Source organism: Pseudomonas sp. TKO26, from assembly GCF_003225665.1.
Lineage (GTDB): Bacteria > Pseudomonadota > Gammaproteobacteria > Pseudomonadales > Pseudomonadaceae > Aquipseudomonas > Aquipseudomonas saponiphila.
Window position 1 is genome coordinate 1 of the sequence record NZ_QKLN01000026.1, and the last position, 17,286, is coordinate 17,286.

Consider the following 17,286-nt stretch of genomic DNA (forward strand, 5'->3'; position numbering starts at 1 on the left):
CCATAGAGCGTTGGAACCACCTGATCCCATCCCGAACTCAGAAGTGAAACGATGCATCGCCGATGGTAGTGTGGGGTTTCCCCATGTGAGAGTAGGTCATCGTCAAGATTAAATTCCGAAACCCCAACTGCGAAAGCAGTTGGGGTTTTGTCTATTTGTAGAAGTGACTGATTTTGCTGACACGTTCGACTTTGAGTCCAACGGATCGGCCACAGAATTTCTTGACGACCATAGAGCGTTGGAACCACCTGATCCCATCCCGAACTCAGAAGTGAAACGATGCATCGCCGATGGTAGTGTGGGGTTTCCCCATGTGAGAGTAGGTCATCGTCAAGATCAAATTCCGAAACCCCAACTGCGAAAGCAGTTGGGGTTTTGTTTTTATGCTCGATAAAGGCCGATCAACGATCCACTATGCCCGAGCACCGTCGCCGCCCCCTATCTATCACCCAAGACATCAATCGTTTTGGTTGCTGACGCGCCGCTGAAAAGGGGTAACGAAGGCTCTGGAACACCGTTCGGCGGGATTCGGCAAATTTAGGCGAGTAATTAAGATAAATCCCTAAGGGTTCGGGTGTTCTTGCCGAAAGACTGATAAGACATGCGTGCACCAAAGTAGAGCGGCTCGTCGCCTGCACTGTTACATGGAATGTTGCTTTACGGACGCATCCCCATTTTCGGCATAAGAAGTCCCATGAAATGAATCTCAAGTTCAGCCATAAAATCCTTTTGGCCGCCTCCGGCGTAGTGGTTCTGGCTTTTGCGTTGTTCACTTTGTACAACGACTACCTGCAACGAAACACTATCCGACAGAACCTCGAATCATCCATTCAGCAGGCCGGTGAGCTCACCTCCAGCAGCGTGCAGAACTGGATGAGCGGGCGCATCCTGGTGCTCGAGAACCTGGCGCAGAACGTGGCTCACCAAGGCCATAACGCAGACTTCCCGGGCTTGGTCGACCAGCCCGCCTTCACCTCGAACTTCCAGTTCACCTACGTTGGCCAGGCCAACGGCACTTTCACCCAGCGCCCCGACGCGAAAATGCCCGATGGCTACGATCCGCGCCAACGGCCCTGGTACAAACAGGCCGTAACCGCCGACAAGACCATGCTGACGCCGCCCTATATGGCGGCTGTCGGTGGCCTGGTGGTGACCATCGCCATGCCGGTGAAAAAACAAGGTGAACTGCTGGGTGTAGTCGGTGGCGACCTGAGCCTGGAAACCCTGGTGAAGATCATCAACTCCGTGGACTTCGGTGGCCTGGGCCACGCCTTTCTGGTCAGCGCCGATGGTCAGGTGATCGTCAGCCCGGACAAGGACCAGGTGATGAAGAACCTCAAGGACATCTACCCCGGTGCCAACGTGCGTATCGCCAGTGGCAACCAGGAAGTGGTCCTGAACAAACAGGAACGCATCCTGTCCTTCACCCCGGTGACCGGTTTGCCGAATGCCGAATGGTACATCGGTCTGTCCATCGACAAGGCCAAGGCCTACGCGCCGCTGAGCCAGTTCCGTACATCTGCCTTGATCGCCATGTTTATCGCCGTCGCGGTGATTGCGGTGTTGCTGACCCTGCTGATCCAGGTACTGATGCGCCCGCTGATCACCATGGGCCGAGCGATGCAGGACATTGCCCAGGGCGAGGGTGACCTGACCCGCCGCCTGGTGGTGGAAAGCAAGGACGAATTCGGTGAGCTGGGCAGCTCCTTCAACCAGTTCGTGGAGCGGATTCACGCCTCGATTTCCGAAGTGTCCTCCGCCACCCGTCAGGTACATGACCTGTCGCAACGGGTGATGGCCTCGTCCAACGCGTCGATCATCGGTTCCGACGAGCAGAGCGCCCGCACCAACAGCGTGGCAGCGGCGATCAACGAACTGGGGGCTGCCACCCAGGAAATCGCCCGCAACGCCGCTGATGCCTCACAACACGCCAGCGGCGCCAGCGAGCAGGCCGACGATGGTCGCCAAGTCGTGGAGCAGACCATCCAGGCCATGACCGAGCTGTCGCAGAAGATCAGTCTCTCCTGCACCCAGATCGAAACCCTGAACGCCAGCACCGACAACATCGGGCACATTCTCGATGTGATCAAGGGCATCTCCCAGCAGACCAACCTGCTGGCCCTCAACGCCGCCATTGAAGCGGCCCGTGCCGGTGAAGCCGGTCGTGGCTTCGCCGTGGTCGCCGATGAGGTGCGCAACCTGGCCCACAGAACCCAGGAATCGGCGGAAGAGATCCACAAGATGATCACTTCCCTGCAGATCGGCTCGCGCGAAGCGGTATCGACCATGAACGCCAGCCAGGTTTCCAGTGAAGAGAGCGTCGAGGTGGCGAACCAGGCCGGTGCACGACTGATCAGCGTGACCCAGCGAATCGGCGAAATCGACGGTATGAACCAGTCGGTGGCGGCAGCAACCGAGGAGCAGACTGCAGTGGTGGAGACCCTCAACGTCGACATCAACCAGATCAACCTGCTCAACCAGCAGGGCGTCGCCAACCTCAATGAAACCCTGAAGGACTGCGATGCGCTGTCGCAGCAGGCCAGCCGCCTGAAGCAACTGGTGGACAGCTTCAAGATCTGACTCTTCTCGGGTCCTTCCCTCAAGCCCGCTTCTGCATCACTGCAGGGCGGGCTTTTTCATGGGCGCTGTTCAGATCCGGTGTTCACCCAGCAGGCCCAGGTGAGTATTGATCACCTGCAGCAGGCGCTGGCGTTGAGACTTGATGAAGAAGTGGTTGCCGGCCACTTCGATCAGCTCGAATTCGCGCTCGGTGAACTCACGCCAGTTGAGCATATGGTTGACCGTCGCCAGAGGGTCCTCGCTGCCGTAGAAGGCCGTCAGCGGGATATCGAGGCAGCCGCTTGAGGTGTCGTACCAGGTTTCGAAGAGCTTCAGGCCATTGCGCAGCAAACGTTCGTAGGATTGCAGATCGTCCTGCCCCCGAGGCATCTCCAGCGGGCTGGCACCCAGGGTCAGGATGGCCTCGCGAAACGCTTCGATGGGCAGCGAGTGCAGCAAGGGGCGCCGGGGTGGGCTGTCGGGGCTGCGGCAGCCGGAAACGAACAGGTGGCGCGTCTGCTCTGGGAAACGCTCTTGAGCGTACTTGCAGGTCTCGTATGCCAGCAATGCGCCCAGGCCGTGGCCAAACAGCGCGTGGGGTTCGCCGAGCCAGGGATCGAGTGCTGCGAAAGTGTCTTTCAACAGGCTCGGCCAGTTGTCGCAGGGCGCCTCGTCACGACGCGGCCCGTGCCCGGGCAGGTTGATCAGCACTAGCTCGATATGATCGGCCAGGCTGTTGGACCATACCCGCAACTGCTCCGCAGCCGCGCCGGCCTGTGGAAAACAGATCAGGCGGATTCGGGAGGCTTGCCCTGAATTGATCACCAGCGTCCATTGTCGGGTGTCGGTGTACACAGCTTTTCCTTAAGCAAGGTGGCCCGTGGGTGGCTTCTTGGCGCAGACAAGAGGCTGTTCGACGGGGGACGTCCCAGTCCGTGAATGGTTTCTAACATAGTGGCTGACGTTGCTGAATGCACGTGGCGACAGGGTAAATTCGTCGGTTGTCGCTCAGGATACAAACGCGGCCTGAGGCTATTCTGTGAATGAACTGTGCAGGCCCTTCCCCGGTGACCAGTGATTGTAAGGTGCCATTGTCTTTTGCCGGGCCAGCCTTCACCATCAGCCGATTTACGACAGCTCCCATGGACTCATCGCATTGGCGGCACGTTTAGCTCTTTCTCGGACCCTGCGCTGGTTCTGCTCAGCATTGCTGCTGGCTGGTGCGCTGCTGGGCAGTCTGCACGCCGACTGGGATTTTTCCCTGATCAGTCAACGTGCCACGGCGCTTTACGGTCCCCTGGGCGAAGGTCAGCAACGCATCGACGCCTGGCAGCACCTGCTGGCGACGCAGAAGCAGGTCTCCGAGCGTGAGCAACTGAAAGTGGTCAACCTGTTCTTCAACAAGAACGTGCGCTACGTGGAAGATATCGATCTGTGGGGCCAGGTGGACTACTGGGAAACCCCGATCCAAGCCCTGTGGAAGGGCGCTGGCGATTGTGAAGACTACGCGATCGCCAAGTACTTCAGCCTCCGCCACCTGGGGGTGTCCAGTGACAAACTGCGCATCACCTACGTCAAGGCATTGCGCCAGAATCGCGCGCACATGGTCCTGACCTACTATTCCAGTGCGGACGCCATGCCGCTGGTGCTCGACAGCCTGGAGGACACCATCCGCCCGGCCAGCGAGCGGACCGACCTGTTGCCGGTGTACTCCTTCAATGCCGAAGGCTTGTGGCTGCCGGGCGCCAAGGGCAACAAACGGGTTGGTGACACCAAGCGCCTGTCCCGTTGGCAGGACGTGTTGAAAAAAATGCAGGCCGAAGGTTTTCCGGTCGAGACGACTAACTAGGAGCACGAGCTCAGATGTCTTTGTTTAAACAGCTGTTGATCGCAATCTGTGTGTTCCTGGTGGTCGCCTTCAGCGGCAGCTTCATGGTCAGCCTGGAAAGCTCGCGCACCCAATATGTCAATCAACTGCGCTCCCATGCCCAGGATGCGGCCACAGCCTTGGCCTTGTCGCTGACGCCGAACATCGATGATCCGGCGATGGTCGAGCTGATGGTCAGTTCGATTTTCGATAGCGGCTACTACTCCAGCATCCGGGTAGTGGACCTGGCCACCGACAAGACCATCGTCGAGCGCAGCGGCATTCCCGAGGTCGGCAATGTGCCCCAGTGGTTCGTCACGCTGATTGGTCTGGAGCCGGCCGGCGGCGATGCCATCGTCAGCCGTGGCTGGGAGCAGGCGGCACGGGTCGAGGTGCTCAGCCACCCGATGTTCGCTGTGGCCAAGCTCTGGCAGAGCGCCCTGGGCAGCCTCGGTTGGCTGCTGATCTGTGGCGCGGTGAGCGCGGTGCTCGGCGCCCTGTTGCTACGGCGCCAGCTCAAGCCACTGGACTATATGGTCCAGCAGTCCCACGCCATTGCCCGGCGAGAATTCCTCAGCCTGCCGCAATTGCCTCGCACCCCGGAACTGCGCCGCGTAGTGCAGGCCATGAACCAGATGGTGGAGAAGCTCAAGGCGCTGTTCCAGGAGCAGGCCGAACGCAGTGAAAAACTGCGCATCGAGTCGTATCAGGACAGCCTGACCGGGTTGGCCAACCGACGTTATTTCGAAATGCAGCTGCATGCCCGCGTCAGCAACCCTGAGCAGGCCAGCTCCGGTTACCTGCTGCTGTTGCGGGTCAAGGATCTGGCCGGCCTGAACCAGCGCCTGGGGGGCCAGCGCACCGACCAACTGCTGCAGGCGGTGGGTGAGCAACTGCTGCGCGAATGCAACAAGTACCCCGAGACCCACAACCTGGTGACCCGGGTCCGTGGTGGCGAGTTCGCTGTACTGGCGCCGGGTCTGGTGCGCAATGAAGCCATCCAGCTGGCCCAGAGCCTGGAAAGCGCGCTGGGCAACCTGCATGCCACGGGCGCTACCGATGTTGCCGCTGTAGCTTCCATCGGCCTGGCAGCCTTTGCCCACGGTGATTCGCCCCAAGCAGTGCTCAGCCTCGGCGATCAGGCCCTGGCCCAAGCCGAAGGCCAGGGCGACACCCACTGGGCGTGCCTGGACCAGGGCACCGGTGCCCAGGTCGGGGACGATCACCATGCCTGGCGTACCTGGTTGGACCGGGCGCTGTCGGAGCAACGCTTCCAGCTGTACTTCCAGCCGGTGGTGGCGGTCCAGGACACGGCGCGGGTGCTGCATTACAAGGTGCTCTCACGGCTGCTGGACGAGCAGGGCCAGGCCATTCCCGCCGGCCGCTTCCTGCCGTGGCTGGAACGCTTTGGCTGGACCTCGCGCCTGGACGTGCTGATGCTCGAGCAGGTCCTCAAGCAGATGGCCGGGCATGACGGCAGCCTGGCGCTGAACCTTTCAGCGGCCACCCTGGAAGATCCCCAGGCCTTGAGCCGGGTAATGGACATCCTGCGCCAGTACTCCGACCTAGGGCCGCGCCTGACCCTGGAAATCGGCGAGGAACAGTTGCCCGAGCAGGTCCAGCTGGAACAGTTGACCCGGCGCCTGCGGGAGTTGGGGTTCTCCCTGAGCCTGCAGCGCTTTGGTGGCCGCTTCAGCATGATTGGCAACCTGGCCCGCCTGGGCCTGGCCTATCTGAAGATCGACGGCAGCTACATCCGCAACATCGACCAGGAAAGTGACAAGCGCCTGTTTATCGAAGCCATCCAGCGCGCGGCGCACAGCATCGACCTGCCGCTGATTGCCGAGCGGGTTGAAACCGAGGGCGAGCTGCAAGTGATTCGCGAGATGGGGCTGTACGGCGTGCAAGGGCAGCTGTTCGGCGAACCGGCGCCCTGGAGTTGAAAACGCTGTCGCCGGCAAGCCGTCTCCTGGCGTAGGAGCCGGCTTGCCGGCGCAGAATCTCAGATCAATCCGGTTTCATCATCGTTGATCAACCGGCTCAAGCCTCCCAGGGCCACCCGGGCCTGGGTGCGATCCATCAGCTTGGCCTGGGCCGCCGTCGGCAGATCGGTGACACGAATCACGCCCTTGCTGGTCAGGACCTGAATCAGGTCGTCCAGAACCCGGATCATCTCCAGGTCGCTCTGCTTGAGTTGCTTGAGACTGACCTCCACCGCTTCATTGGCGAACCAGGTCTGGATCTCGAGGTGATCGGCAGGCAGCGTCTCGGTAGCCTCGGCGTATGCGGCGGCTTCCACCCGAATCAGCTGACCTTGCGCATCGCGTTGCACGTAGAACATGGCAAATCCCTCAGGCTTTTTATTCGGCGTCCGGCGCTCAGCGACATAGGCCAACGCCACATCCAGCGCGTGAGTATGCGGTGCTGCGCGACAATCGTCACGGCGCAGGTTGTCTGCCAGCAGCCGGCAACCACCCGCAAGGGGTGGCTGCCGGGAGCCCATCAGCTGTTGTTGTGATCGATCTTGATGGTCGGGTCGCTGCCGGCGATCAACGAATTGATGTTGGCGTTGGACCAGTTGTTGCCTTCCAGCTTGATCGTCACGTCGGCGTTGGCCAGGCCTCCGGCCGCGTTGAGCTTGCCTTCGGAGCTGACCTGCAGGGTCGAGACCCCGTCCACGGTGGTGATCTTGAGGAAGTTGTCGATGGTGCTGGCGCTCTCGCCCTGCAGCAGATCCCGCAGGTCGATGCGGTCACCTTCGCTGGCCTTGAAGTCCTTGATCACATCGTTACCGGTATCGCCGGCCTTCCAGACGAAGGTATCGGCACCCGAACCGCCAATCAGGATGTCATTGCCCTTGCCGCCGATCAGGGTGTCGTTGCCGGTGCCGCCCAGCAGGATGTCATTGCCCCGGCCGCCGTCCAGCAAGTCGTTGCCGCCCTGGCCGAAGAGGATGTCATTGCCATCGCCACCCAGCAGGGTGTCGTTGCCGTCGTGGCTGCCGGACACATCGAACTCGGTGTAGTGCTCGGTGATGTACTGGTGCACGTTGCTGGTGCTGACTTGGCTGACATCGACCCCGGTCTGCTTGGCCACATAGGCCTGCATGGCCTGGTAGCCCTCGCCGGCGATGCCGTTGAAGCTCACCAGGTCGCCGAACAGGATGTCGTTGCCGTTGCCGCCACTGACGGTGTCGGCGCCGGGCATGGTGGCTTCGGTGTGGCCGATGATCGAGTTGGCCAGGTCGTTCGGGTCGATGTTGGTCTGCGGCTTGCCGTCGCTGTCGTAAGGCTTCAGGTCGTTGAGGCTGACATCGCTGTTCAGGCCGATGGCTTCCACCTGGGACAGTTTGCTCAGCAGTACGAAGCCGTCATTGGAGTTGCTGGTGGTGGCCGAGTTGGTGCTGCTACCGGTACCCGCCAGGCTCGACAGCTCATAGGTGCCGTCACCTTGGGCGTGCAGCATGCCCAGGGTCTTGCTGCTCCAAGAGTTCCAGCCACTGTTGTAGGTCTGCAGGATCGTCGTGCCGTCGTTGTTGACGCTGAGGTAGTGGGTGCTGTCGATGTACTTGCCAAAGGTATCCCCCAGCTTGTAGTTGCTGGTAGTCACCACATCGTCGAGGCGCACGTTGCCGTAAAGCGTCGGGTTGGTCTGCTCGCCAGTCTGGTAGTAGGTCGGCTTACCGTCGGTGATGAAGTACGTCAGGTTGGTGGCATTGGTGTTGCCGGTGGCCTGGCTGCTCTGGAAGAAGTTGGCCGTGGCCTTGAACACGTCTTCATAGTTGGTGCCGCCACCGGAAACCATCGAATCGAGCACCGCCTTGAGCTGGGCCAGGGCGTTCGGATCGTTGAGGTTCACCGATACCGACTTGTTGACCTGGGTATCGAAGTCGGCCAGGAAGATGTTCACGGTGCCCGAGCCGGCGCTGCCGATGCTGTTCTTCAGGGTATTGAACACCGAGGTCAGGGAGTTCTTGGCCGCGGTGATCGAGGCACTGCTCATACTGCCCGAGGAGTCCACCATGAAGGCGATGTTGTAGTTGGTGCCCGGGACCACGGTCAGGCCGCCGATGTCCGCGACCACGATGTCGTTGCCGTCGGTGCCGGTGACGGTATCGTCGCCGGAGGTGGCGACCACGGCATTGTAGGTGGCCGGGTAGACCTTGACCGGGATCTGCGCCGTGGAGCTGGCAGAACCACCCAGGGACTCGGTGGAGGTCGAGGTCACGTTGAGGTTGAACGAGCCGTTGTAATAAGGCGGCGGGGTGACCGTCAGGTTGCCCAGGTTCCAGCCGGTGACGTTGGCTTCGCCGGAGCTCGCGGTGGCGGTGAAGGTATGCCCGGCACCATCGCTGAGCACGGAGCCTGCAGGAATGCCGCTGATCTTCACGCTCAGGGTTTCCGAGCCGTCGGTATCGGTCAGGCCGGTGCTGATCTTCGACAGGTGCACGCTGCCGCCTTCGCCGCCCTCGTTGAGCTTGTAGCCGTCGTAGTAACCCTCGCCGTTGGTGCCGTGCAGGTCGGATACCGAGACCCCGGCGTTGGTCAGGTCGGTGACCCCGGTGTACAACGGCACGCCGGCGTTGCTCAGGTCTACTGGCGTACCGCCGTTGACCGAGAGGTTGACGTCGTAAGCGCCCGGGCCGCTCTGGTTGTGGTGGTAGATATCGAGGGTGTAGTAGCCGCTGGTGGTCGGGGTGAAGGTACCGTTGAGGTTACCGCCCACGCCCCAGGTGGTGCTGGCCACGTTCTTGCCGCCGATGGTCACCAGCAGACTGTCGTCGCCGGTGCCGGAGAAGGTGTAAGACTTGCCGGCTTCCAGGTAGATCAGGCCGGAGGTCTTCGACGCAGTACCCGGGGTGATGTTGCCGTCGGACTGGACGTTGGTCGCCAGGCTGCTGCTGTTTGGCGTACCGGCGGCGTCGATCACCGATTTCAGGGTGCTGGCGGACGCGCCGCTGCCGTCGGTGCCCAGGCCGCTGAGGCCGGTCCAGACTTCCTTGAGCAGGCCCACCGAGTTCACGTTGTTGCCGGCCACGCTCAGGGTCGGCGCATCGGCCACTGGGGTGATGTCGACCGTGACCGTACCGGTGCTGCCGAGGGCCTGGCCATCGGTTGGCTGGAACTTGATCTGGGCGTAATCGGCCTGCTGGTTGCCCACGCCACTGCCGCCGTAGCCGTTGGTGCCGGATTCGTTGGCGTCCGGGGTGAAGCGCAGTTTGCCGGCATCGATATCGGCCTTGCTGAAGGTCTGGTTGTTGGCCACATCCTTCCAGGTCGAACCGTCCAGGTACTGCAGTTTGCCGTCACTTGGCAGCTGGGTGATCTTCACCCCGAGGCTGGATGCCGGGCTGTCGACGTCGCTGACGCCGAAGTTCGACCAGGTCAGGGCCAGCGGGGTGTCTTCGCTGCCGGTCACGGCACCGCCGGTGGCGGTTGGGGCGTCGTTGACCGCCACCACGTTGACCGTGGTGGTGGCGACGTTGGAGTAGTTGCCACCGTCGGTCACGGTCACGGTGATGGTCCGTGGCGTGGTGCTCGGGTCTTCACTGTTGTTGGTGAAGGTGATGTTCTTGATCTGCTGCATGTAGTCGGCCAGCGTCGCGTTGCCCGACAGGGTCAGGGTGATCGAACCGTCCTTGCTGTTGGCATTGATGCTGATGCCGTTGACGCTGTTGCCCAGGTTCAGCGAGTCCCCTGGCTGACGGTTGGTCAGCACGATGGTCGCGCCGGTGAGCATCGTGCTGTCCGGGTCGGTGATGCTCAGGTCGGTGTCGGCGATCGACACGCCAGGGCCCGCGGTGCCTTCGGTGAAGGTGACCTTGTAGTCGGCCCCGGTGGCGCCGCTGGAGTTGTTGGCGTCCAGATCGATGACCGGCGGAGCATCGTTGTCGATGATCGAGGTGGTGACGCTGTTGTTGCTGCCCACCACCAGGTTTTCGAAGTTGCCTCCGGTGGCCGAGTCGATCTTGACCACGAAGTTTTCCGTGCCTTCGGTGATCTTGTCGTCGATGGTGGCGACGTTGAAGGTGGCGCTGCTGGCGCCGGCCGGAATCTTCACGGTGTACACGCCGCTGAAGTCCGAGCCGTCGGTGGCGGTGCCGCTGTAGCTGATCTTCAGGGTGACTTCGGTCTGGGCCGGGTGGGTCAGGCTCACGGTGTAGCTGGCGGTCTGGCCTTCGGTGACCGAGGTGCTGCCGGTGATGCCCACCGAAGTGGTATCCACGGTGTCGGTGACGTTGGTCACCGCTGGGGTGGTGTCTGGCACCAGCTTCTCGAAGTTGCCTCCGGTGGCGCTGGTGATCGAGGCATTGACCTTGCCGGCGTCGATGTAGACGTCGTCGGCCGGCGCCGCGACGGTGACGGTACCAGTGGTTTTGCCGGCAGCGATGTTGATCACCGCACCATTGGACAGGGTCACGGTGACCGGCGTACCCGCGGCGTTGGTCAGAGTGGCGGTGTAGATGATCGAGCCGCCTTCGGCCACCGTGCCGGTGGCGCTGAGGCTGACGCTGGTGGTGTCGATGGTATCGGTCACGGTGGTGCTGACCGGGGTCTTGTCGGCGACCAGGTTCTCGTAGTTGCCACCGCTGACATTGGTGATGGAGTTGGTCAGCGGAGTGTGGCCAACCAGCACATCGTTCGGCGCGCTGATGCTCACCGAACCGCTTGTTTCACCAACTGGAATGGTGATTTTTTCACCATTGGCCAGGTTGACGGTGACGGGCGAGCCAGTCACTGGAGCCGTGACGGTGGCGGTGTAAGTGACGTTGCCACCCTCGGCTGCCGAAGGCGTGGCCTTGAGCGTGACGGTGCTGTTGTCGATGGTGTCGGTGACGCTGGTCACGGCTGGCGTGGTGTTGGGCACCAGCTTCTCGAAGTTGCCGCCTCTAGCATCGGTGATGGTGGCTTGGACGCTGCCCGCATCCTTGTACACGTCATCGGTCGGGGCTGCGACGGTGGCGGTGCCAGTGGTGGCGCCTGCGGCGATGTTGATCACCGCGCCGTTGCTCAAGGTCACGGTAACCGGCGTACCGGCGGCGTTGCTCAAGGTGGCGGTGTAGATGATCGAACCACCCTCGGCCACGGTGCCGGTGGCACTGAGGCTGACGCTGGTGGTGTCGACGGTGTCAGTCACGGTGGTGCTGACCGGCGTCTTGTCGGCCACCAGGTTCTCGTAGTTGCCGCCGCTGACATTGGTGATGGAGTTGGTCAGCGGGGTATGGCCGATCAGTACATCGTTCGGCGCAGTGATGCTCACCGAGCCGGTGGTTTCACCAACTGGAATGGTGATTTTTTCGCCATTGGCCAGGGTCACGACTACCGGCGAGCCGGTCACCGGAGCGGTCACGGTTGCGGTGTAAGTGACGTTGCCACCTTCGGCCGCCGAAGGCGTGGCCTTCAGCGACACGGTGGAGTTGTCGATGGTGTCGGTCACATTGGTGACGGCCGGCGTGGTGCTTGGCACCAGTTTTTCAAAGTTGCCGCCGTCGGCCTTGGTGATGGTGGCTTCAACCTTGCCTGCGTCTTTGTAGACGTCGTCGGCCGGTGCCGCCACGGTGGCAGTGCCAGAGGTAGCGCCAGCAGCAATGGTGATTACAGCACCGTTGCTCAGGGTTACGGTAACCGGAGTACCTGCGGCATTGCTCAGGGTGGCGGTGTAGACAATCGAACCGCCCTCGGCCACCGATGGCGTAGCGCTGAGGCTGAGGTTGGTGGTGTCGACGGTGTCGGTCACGGTAGTGCTGACCGGGGTCTTGTCGGCGACCAGATTTTCGTAGTTGCCACCGCTGACATTAGTGATGGAGTTGGTCAGCGGAGTATGGCCAACCAGTACATCGTTCGGCGCAGTGATGCTCACCGAGCCGGTGGTTTCGCCGACTGGAATGGTGATTTTTTCGCCATTGGCCAGGGTCACGACTACCGGAGAACCGGTGACCGGAGCAGTCACGGTGGCGGTGTAAGTGACATTGCCACCTTCAGCTGCCGAAGGCGTGGCCTTCAGCGACACGGTTGAGGTATCGATGGTATCGGTGACATCGGTCACGGCTGGCGTGGTGCTTGGTACCAGCTTCTCGAAGTTGCCGCCGTCGGCCTTGGTGATGGTGGCTTCGACCTTGCCAGCGTCCTTGTACACGTCATCGGCTGGCGCAGCCACTGTCACAGTACCGCTGGTTGCCCCAGCGGCGATGGTGATTACCGCGCCGTTGCTCAGGGTTACGGTGACTGGAGTGCCGGCGGCGTTGGTCAGGGTCGCGGTATAAACGATGGAACCGCCTTCTGCCACCGACGGTGTAGCGCTCAGGGACAGATTGGTGGTGTCGACGGTATCGGTCACGGTGGTGCTGACCGGCGATTTGTCGGCAATCAGGTTCTCGTAGTTACCGCCGCTGACAGTGTTGATGGCATTGGTCAGCGGAGTGTGGCCGACCAGTACATCGTTCGGCGCAGTGATGCTTACCGAGCCGGTAGTTTCACCGACCGGGATAGTGATCTTCTCGCCATTGGCCAAGGTCACCACGACCGGCGAGCCGGTCACTGGCGCGCTGACAGTGGCTGTATAAGTCACGGTGCCGCCTTCGGCCGCCGTTGGCGTGGCCTTGAGCGTAATGGTGGAGTTGTCGATGGTGTCAGTCACGTCGGTGACCACTGGCCTGGTGTCAGGCACCAGCTTCTCGAAGTTGCCACCATCAACCTTGGTGATGGAAGCCTCGACCTTGCCGGCATCCTTGTACACGTCGTCGCTTGGCGCAGGAACGGTGACCGTGCCAATGGTTTTACCGGCAGCAATGGTGATCACCGCGCCGTTGCTCAGGGTCACGGTAACGGGCGTACCGGCCGCATTGGTCAGAGTGGCGGTGTAGACGATCGAACCGCCTTCTGCCACCGACGGTGTAGCACTCAGGGACAAATTGGTGGTGTCGACGGTGTCGGTCACGGTGGTACTGACTGGGGTCTTGTCGGCCACCAGGTTCTCGTAATTACCGCCACTGACATCGCTGATGGCGTTGGTCAGCGGAGTGTGGCCGACCAGCACATCGTTCGGTGCGCTGATGCTCACCGAGCCGGTAGTTTCGCCGACCGGGATAGTGATCTTCTCGCCATTGACCAGGGTCACCACGACCGGCGAGCCGGTCACCGGCGCAGTCACGGTGGCGGTGTAGGTGACATTGCCACCTTCGGCCGCCGAAGGCGTGGCTTTCAGCGATACGGTGCTGGTGTCGATGGTGTCGGTGACATCAGTCACAGCCGGTGTGGTGCTTGGTACCAGCTTCTCGAAGTTGCCGCCTTCAGCCTTGGTGATGGTGGCTTCGACTTTGCCAGCGTCTTTATAAACGTCATCGGCTGGTGCTGCGACGGTAGCGGTGCCCGAAGTGGCACCGGCAGCGATAGTAATCACCGCGCCGTTGCTCAGGGTCACGGTAACCGGAGTGCCGGCAGCGTTGCTCAGGGTGGCGGTGTAAACAATCGAACCGCCCTCGGCCACCGATGGCGTAGCGCTGAGGCTGAGGTTGGTGGTGTCGACGGTATCGGTCACGGTAGTGCTGACCGGGGTCTTGTCGGCGACCAGGTTCTCGTAGTTACCGCCACTGACATTGGTGATGGAGTTGGTCAGCGGGGTGTGACCAACCAGTACATCGTTCGGCGCAGTGATGCTCACCGAACCGGTGGTTTCGCCGACCGGGATGGTGATCTTCTCGCCATTAGCCAGGGTCACGACTACCGGCGAGCCGGTCACCGGAGCAGTGACAGTCGCGGTGTAGGTGACATTGCCACCTTCGGCCGCCGAAGGCGTGGCTTTCAGCGACACGGTGGAGGTATCGATGGTATCCGTGACGTCCGTGACGGCTGGTGTGGTGCTTGGTACCAGCTTCTCGAAGTTGCCGCCTTCGGCCTTGGTGATGGTGGCTTCGACTTTGCCGGCGTCTTTGTAGACATCGTCGGCCGGTGCCGCCACGGTGGCAGTGCCAGAGGTAGCGCCAGCAGCAATGGTGATTACGGCACCGTTGCTCAGGGTTACGGTAACCGGAGTACCAGCAGCGTTGCTCAGAGTGGCGGTGTAGACAATCGAACCACCTTCGGCCACCGAGTCGGTAGCGCTCAAGCTCAGAGTGGTGGTGTCTGGTGTATCGGTAACCGAGGTCTCGGCTGGCTTGTCGTTGATCTCCAGCTTCTCGTAGTTACCGCCGTCCGCTTTGGTGATGGTGGTGCTCAGGGAGCTACCGCCAGCCAGGGCGTCGTTTGGCGCGGTGAAGTTCACAGTGCCGGAGGATTCACCAACCGGAATGGTGATGGTCTGGCCGTTGGACAGGGTTACTACGACCGGCGACCCGGTCACTGGCGCAGACACCGAAGCGGTGTAAACGACAATGCCGCCTTCCGCGACGCTTGGCGTAGCGGTCAGGCTGACAGTCGAAGTATCGATAGTGTCAGTGACGTCAGTCACGGCTGGAGTCGGATTAGTCTCCAGGTGCTCGAAGTTGCCGCCATCAGCCTTGGTGATGGTGACTTCAACCTTACCGGCGTCTTTATAGACGTCATCGGCCGGTGCAGCGACGGTAGCAGTGCCCGAAGTGGCGCCGGCAGCGATGGTGATGACTGCACCGTTGCTCAGGGTCACGGTGACGGGAGTACCAGCAGCGTTGCTCAGGGTGGCGGTGTAAACAATCGACCCGCCCTCTGCCACGGTATCGGTGGCGGTGAGGCTCAGCGTTGTGGTGTCTGGTGTATCAGTAACGCTGGTTTCAGCCGGCTTGTCGTTGATCTCCAGCTTCTCGTAGTTACCGCCGTCCGCTTTGGTGATGGTGGTGCTCAGGGAGCTACCGCCAGCCAGTGCATCGTTAGGTGCGGTGAAATTCACCGAACCGTGGCTTTCGCCAACGGGGATGGTGATGGTCTGGCCGTTGGACAGGGTCACTACAACCGGTGAACCAGTCACAGGGGCAGAAACCGACGCGGTGTACACCACGATGCCGCCTTCAGCGACGCTCGGGGTGGCTGTCAACGAAACGGTGCTGGTGTCGATGGTGTCGGTAACGTCAGTGACGGCCGGAGTGGTGCTTGGCACCAGGTTTTCGAAGTTGCCACCCTCTGCCTTGGTGATGGTGGCTTCAACCTTGCCGGCGTCCTTGTACACGTCATCTGCTGGCGCGGCGACAGTCACGGTGCCACTGGTTGCCCCGGCGGCGATGGTGATTACCGCGCCGTTGCTCAGCGTTACGGTCACCGGTGTACCAGCGGCGTTAGTGAGGGTCGCGGTGTAAACGATTGAACCGCCTTCCGCTACCGAAGGTGTAGCCGCCAGGGACAGATTGGTAGTGTCGACGGTGTCGGTCACGGTGGTGCTGACTGGCGATTTATCCGCCACCAGGTTCTCGTAGTTGCCGCCGCTGACATCGGTGATGGAGTTGGTCAACGGAGTGTGGCCAACCAGCACATCGTTCGGTGCGCTGATGCTCACCGAGCCGGTGGTTTCACCGACCGGGATGGTGATTTTTTCACCATTGGCCAGGGTCACCACGACCGGCGATCCGGTCACCGGAGCAGTGACAGTCGCGGTGTAAGTGACGTTGCCACCTTCGGCTGCCGAAGGCGTGGCTGTCAGCGACACGGTGGAAGTATCGATGGTGTCGGTGACGTCGGTCACGGCTGGAGCAGGGTTGGTAACCAGGTTCTCGAAGTTGCCACCGTCAGCCTTGGTGATAGTGGCTTCTACTTTGCCGGCGTCCTTGTACACGTCATCGGCGGGTGCTGCGACGGTGACGGTGCCAGTGGTCTTGCCTGCTTCAATGGTGATCACCGCACCGTTGCTCAGGGTCACGGTGACCGGCGTGCCGGCAGCGTTGGTCAGGGTTGCGGTGTAAACGATGGACCCGCCTTCTGCTACCGAGTCAGTAGCGCTCAGGCTCAGAGTGGTGGTGTCTGGTGTATCGGTAACCGAGGTCTCGGCTGGCTTGTCGTTGATCTCCAGCTTCTCGTAATTACCGCCGTCAGCCTTGGTGATGGTGGTGCTCAAGGAGCTGCCGCCTGCCAGGGCGTCGTTTGGCGCGGTGAAGTTCACGCTGCCGGACGATTCGCCAACCGGAATAGTGATGGTCTGGCCGTTAGACAGAGTTACTACAACTGGCGAACCGGTCACTGGTGCCGAAACCGAAGCGGTGTACACCACGATGCCGCCTTCGGCGACGCTTGGCGTAGCGGTCAGGCTGACAGTCGATGTGTCGATAGTGTCGGTGACGTCGGTGACCGCTGGAGCTGGGTTGGTTTCCAGATTTTCGAAGTTGCCGCCTTCAGCCTTGGTGATGGTCGCTTCAACTTTGCCAGCGTCCTTGTAGACGTCATCGGCAGGTGCAGCAACAGTGACGGAACCTGTGGTCTTACCGGCCTCAATGGTGATGACTGCACCGTTGGACAGGGTGACGGTCACTGGTGTGCCGGCAGCGTTGGTCAGGGTTGCGGTGTAGACGATGGAGCCACCTTCGGCCACGGAATCGGTAGCCGAAAGGCTCAGCGTGGTGGTGTCTGGTGTATCAGTAACCGAGGTTTCAGCTGGTTTGTCATTGATCTCCAGCTTCTCGTAATTACCACCGTCAGCTTTGGTAATGGTGGTGCTCAGGGAACTGCCGCCTGCCAGAGCATCATTGGGTGCAGTGAAGTTCACCGAACCATGGCTTTCGCCAACTGGAATAGTGATGGTCTGGCCATTGGACAAGGTCACCACAACCGGTGAACCAGTCACTGGTGCAGACACAGACGCGGTGTACACGACGATGCCGCCCTCGGCGACGCTCGGCGTGGCTGTCAGGGAAACGGTGCTGGTATCGATAGTGTCAGTGACATCAGTCACAGCTGGCGCTGGAT

General features: G+C 61.3%; 6 protein-coding genes, 2 rRNA genes and 1 pseudogene. 6 read left to right on the plus strand and 3 right to left on the minus strand.

Translation table 11 applies throughout. The features are described 5' to 3' along the window. The 4 genes and pseudogenes from rrf (DNK59_RS24020) to DNK59_RS32585 all read left to right on the plus strand — a co-directional run. Positions 1-108 (plus strand): 5S ribosomal RNA (rrf, locus tag DNK59_RS24020); the annotation flags it as partial. A 112-nt stretch (positions 109-220) separates the two neighbouring features. After that, a 5S ribosomal RNA gene (rrf, locus tag DNK59_RS24025) occupies positions 221-336 on the plus strand. Between the two features lie 363 nt (positions 337-699). Then, a pseudogene (locus DNK59_RS32580) lies at positions 700-1,725 on the plus strand (cache domain-containing protein); the annotation flags it as partial. Positions 1,726-1,794: 69 nt separating this feature from the next. Beyond that, positions 1,795-2,580 (plus strand): methyl-accepting chemotaxis protein, encoded by a 786-nt coding sequence (locus tag DNK59_RS32585; RefSeq protein WP_371920319.1) that lies wholly within the window; start codon positions 1,795-1,797, stop codon positions 2,578-2,580. Between the two features lie 69 nt (positions 2,581-2,649). Here DNK59_RS32585 and DNK59_RS24035 read toward each other — a convergent pair whose 3' ends face one another. Next, positions 2,650-3,414: a thioesterase II family protein gene (locus DNK59_RS24035; RefSeq protein WP_110724881.1), complete on the minus strand. Its 765-nt coding sequence runs from the start codon at positions 3,412-3,414 to the stop codon at positions 2,650-2,652. 301 nt (positions 3,415-3,715) lie between these two features. Between DNK59_RS24035 and lapG the strand changes: the two genes are divergently transcribed. Further along, positions 3,716-4,408 (plus strand): cysteine protease LapG, encoded by a 693-nt coding sequence (lapG, locus tag DNK59_RS24040; RefSeq protein ID WP_110724882.1) that lies wholly within the window; start codon positions 3,716-3,718, stop codon positions 4,406-4,408. A 14-nt stretch (positions 4,409-4,422) separates the two neighbouring features. Continuing rightward, positions 4,423-6,369, plus strand: coding sequence for a cyclic di-GMP receptor LapD (gene lapD, locus DNK59_RS24045; protein ID WP_110724883.1), 1,947 nt, complete (start codon positions 4,423-4,425; stop codon positions 6,367-6,369). Between the two features lie 59 nt (positions 6,370-6,428). On the opposite strand, the gene DNK59_RS24050 is transcribed toward lapD, so the two are convergent. Together DNK59_RS24050 and DNK59_RS24055 are read right to left on the minus strand one after the other, a co-directional pair. Beyond that, entirely contained in the window at positions 6,429-6,767 is a 339-nt protein-coding gene (locus DNK59_RS24050) for a tryptophan synthase subunit beta (RefSeq protein ID WP_092318356.1), read from the minus strand. A gap of 161 nt (positions 6,768-6,928) precedes the next feature. Next, positions 6,929-17,286: immunoglobulin-like domain-containing protein (locus tag DNK59_RS24055; protein ID WP_110724884.1), on the minus strand; the 10,358-nt coding region annotated here is incomplete at its 5' end.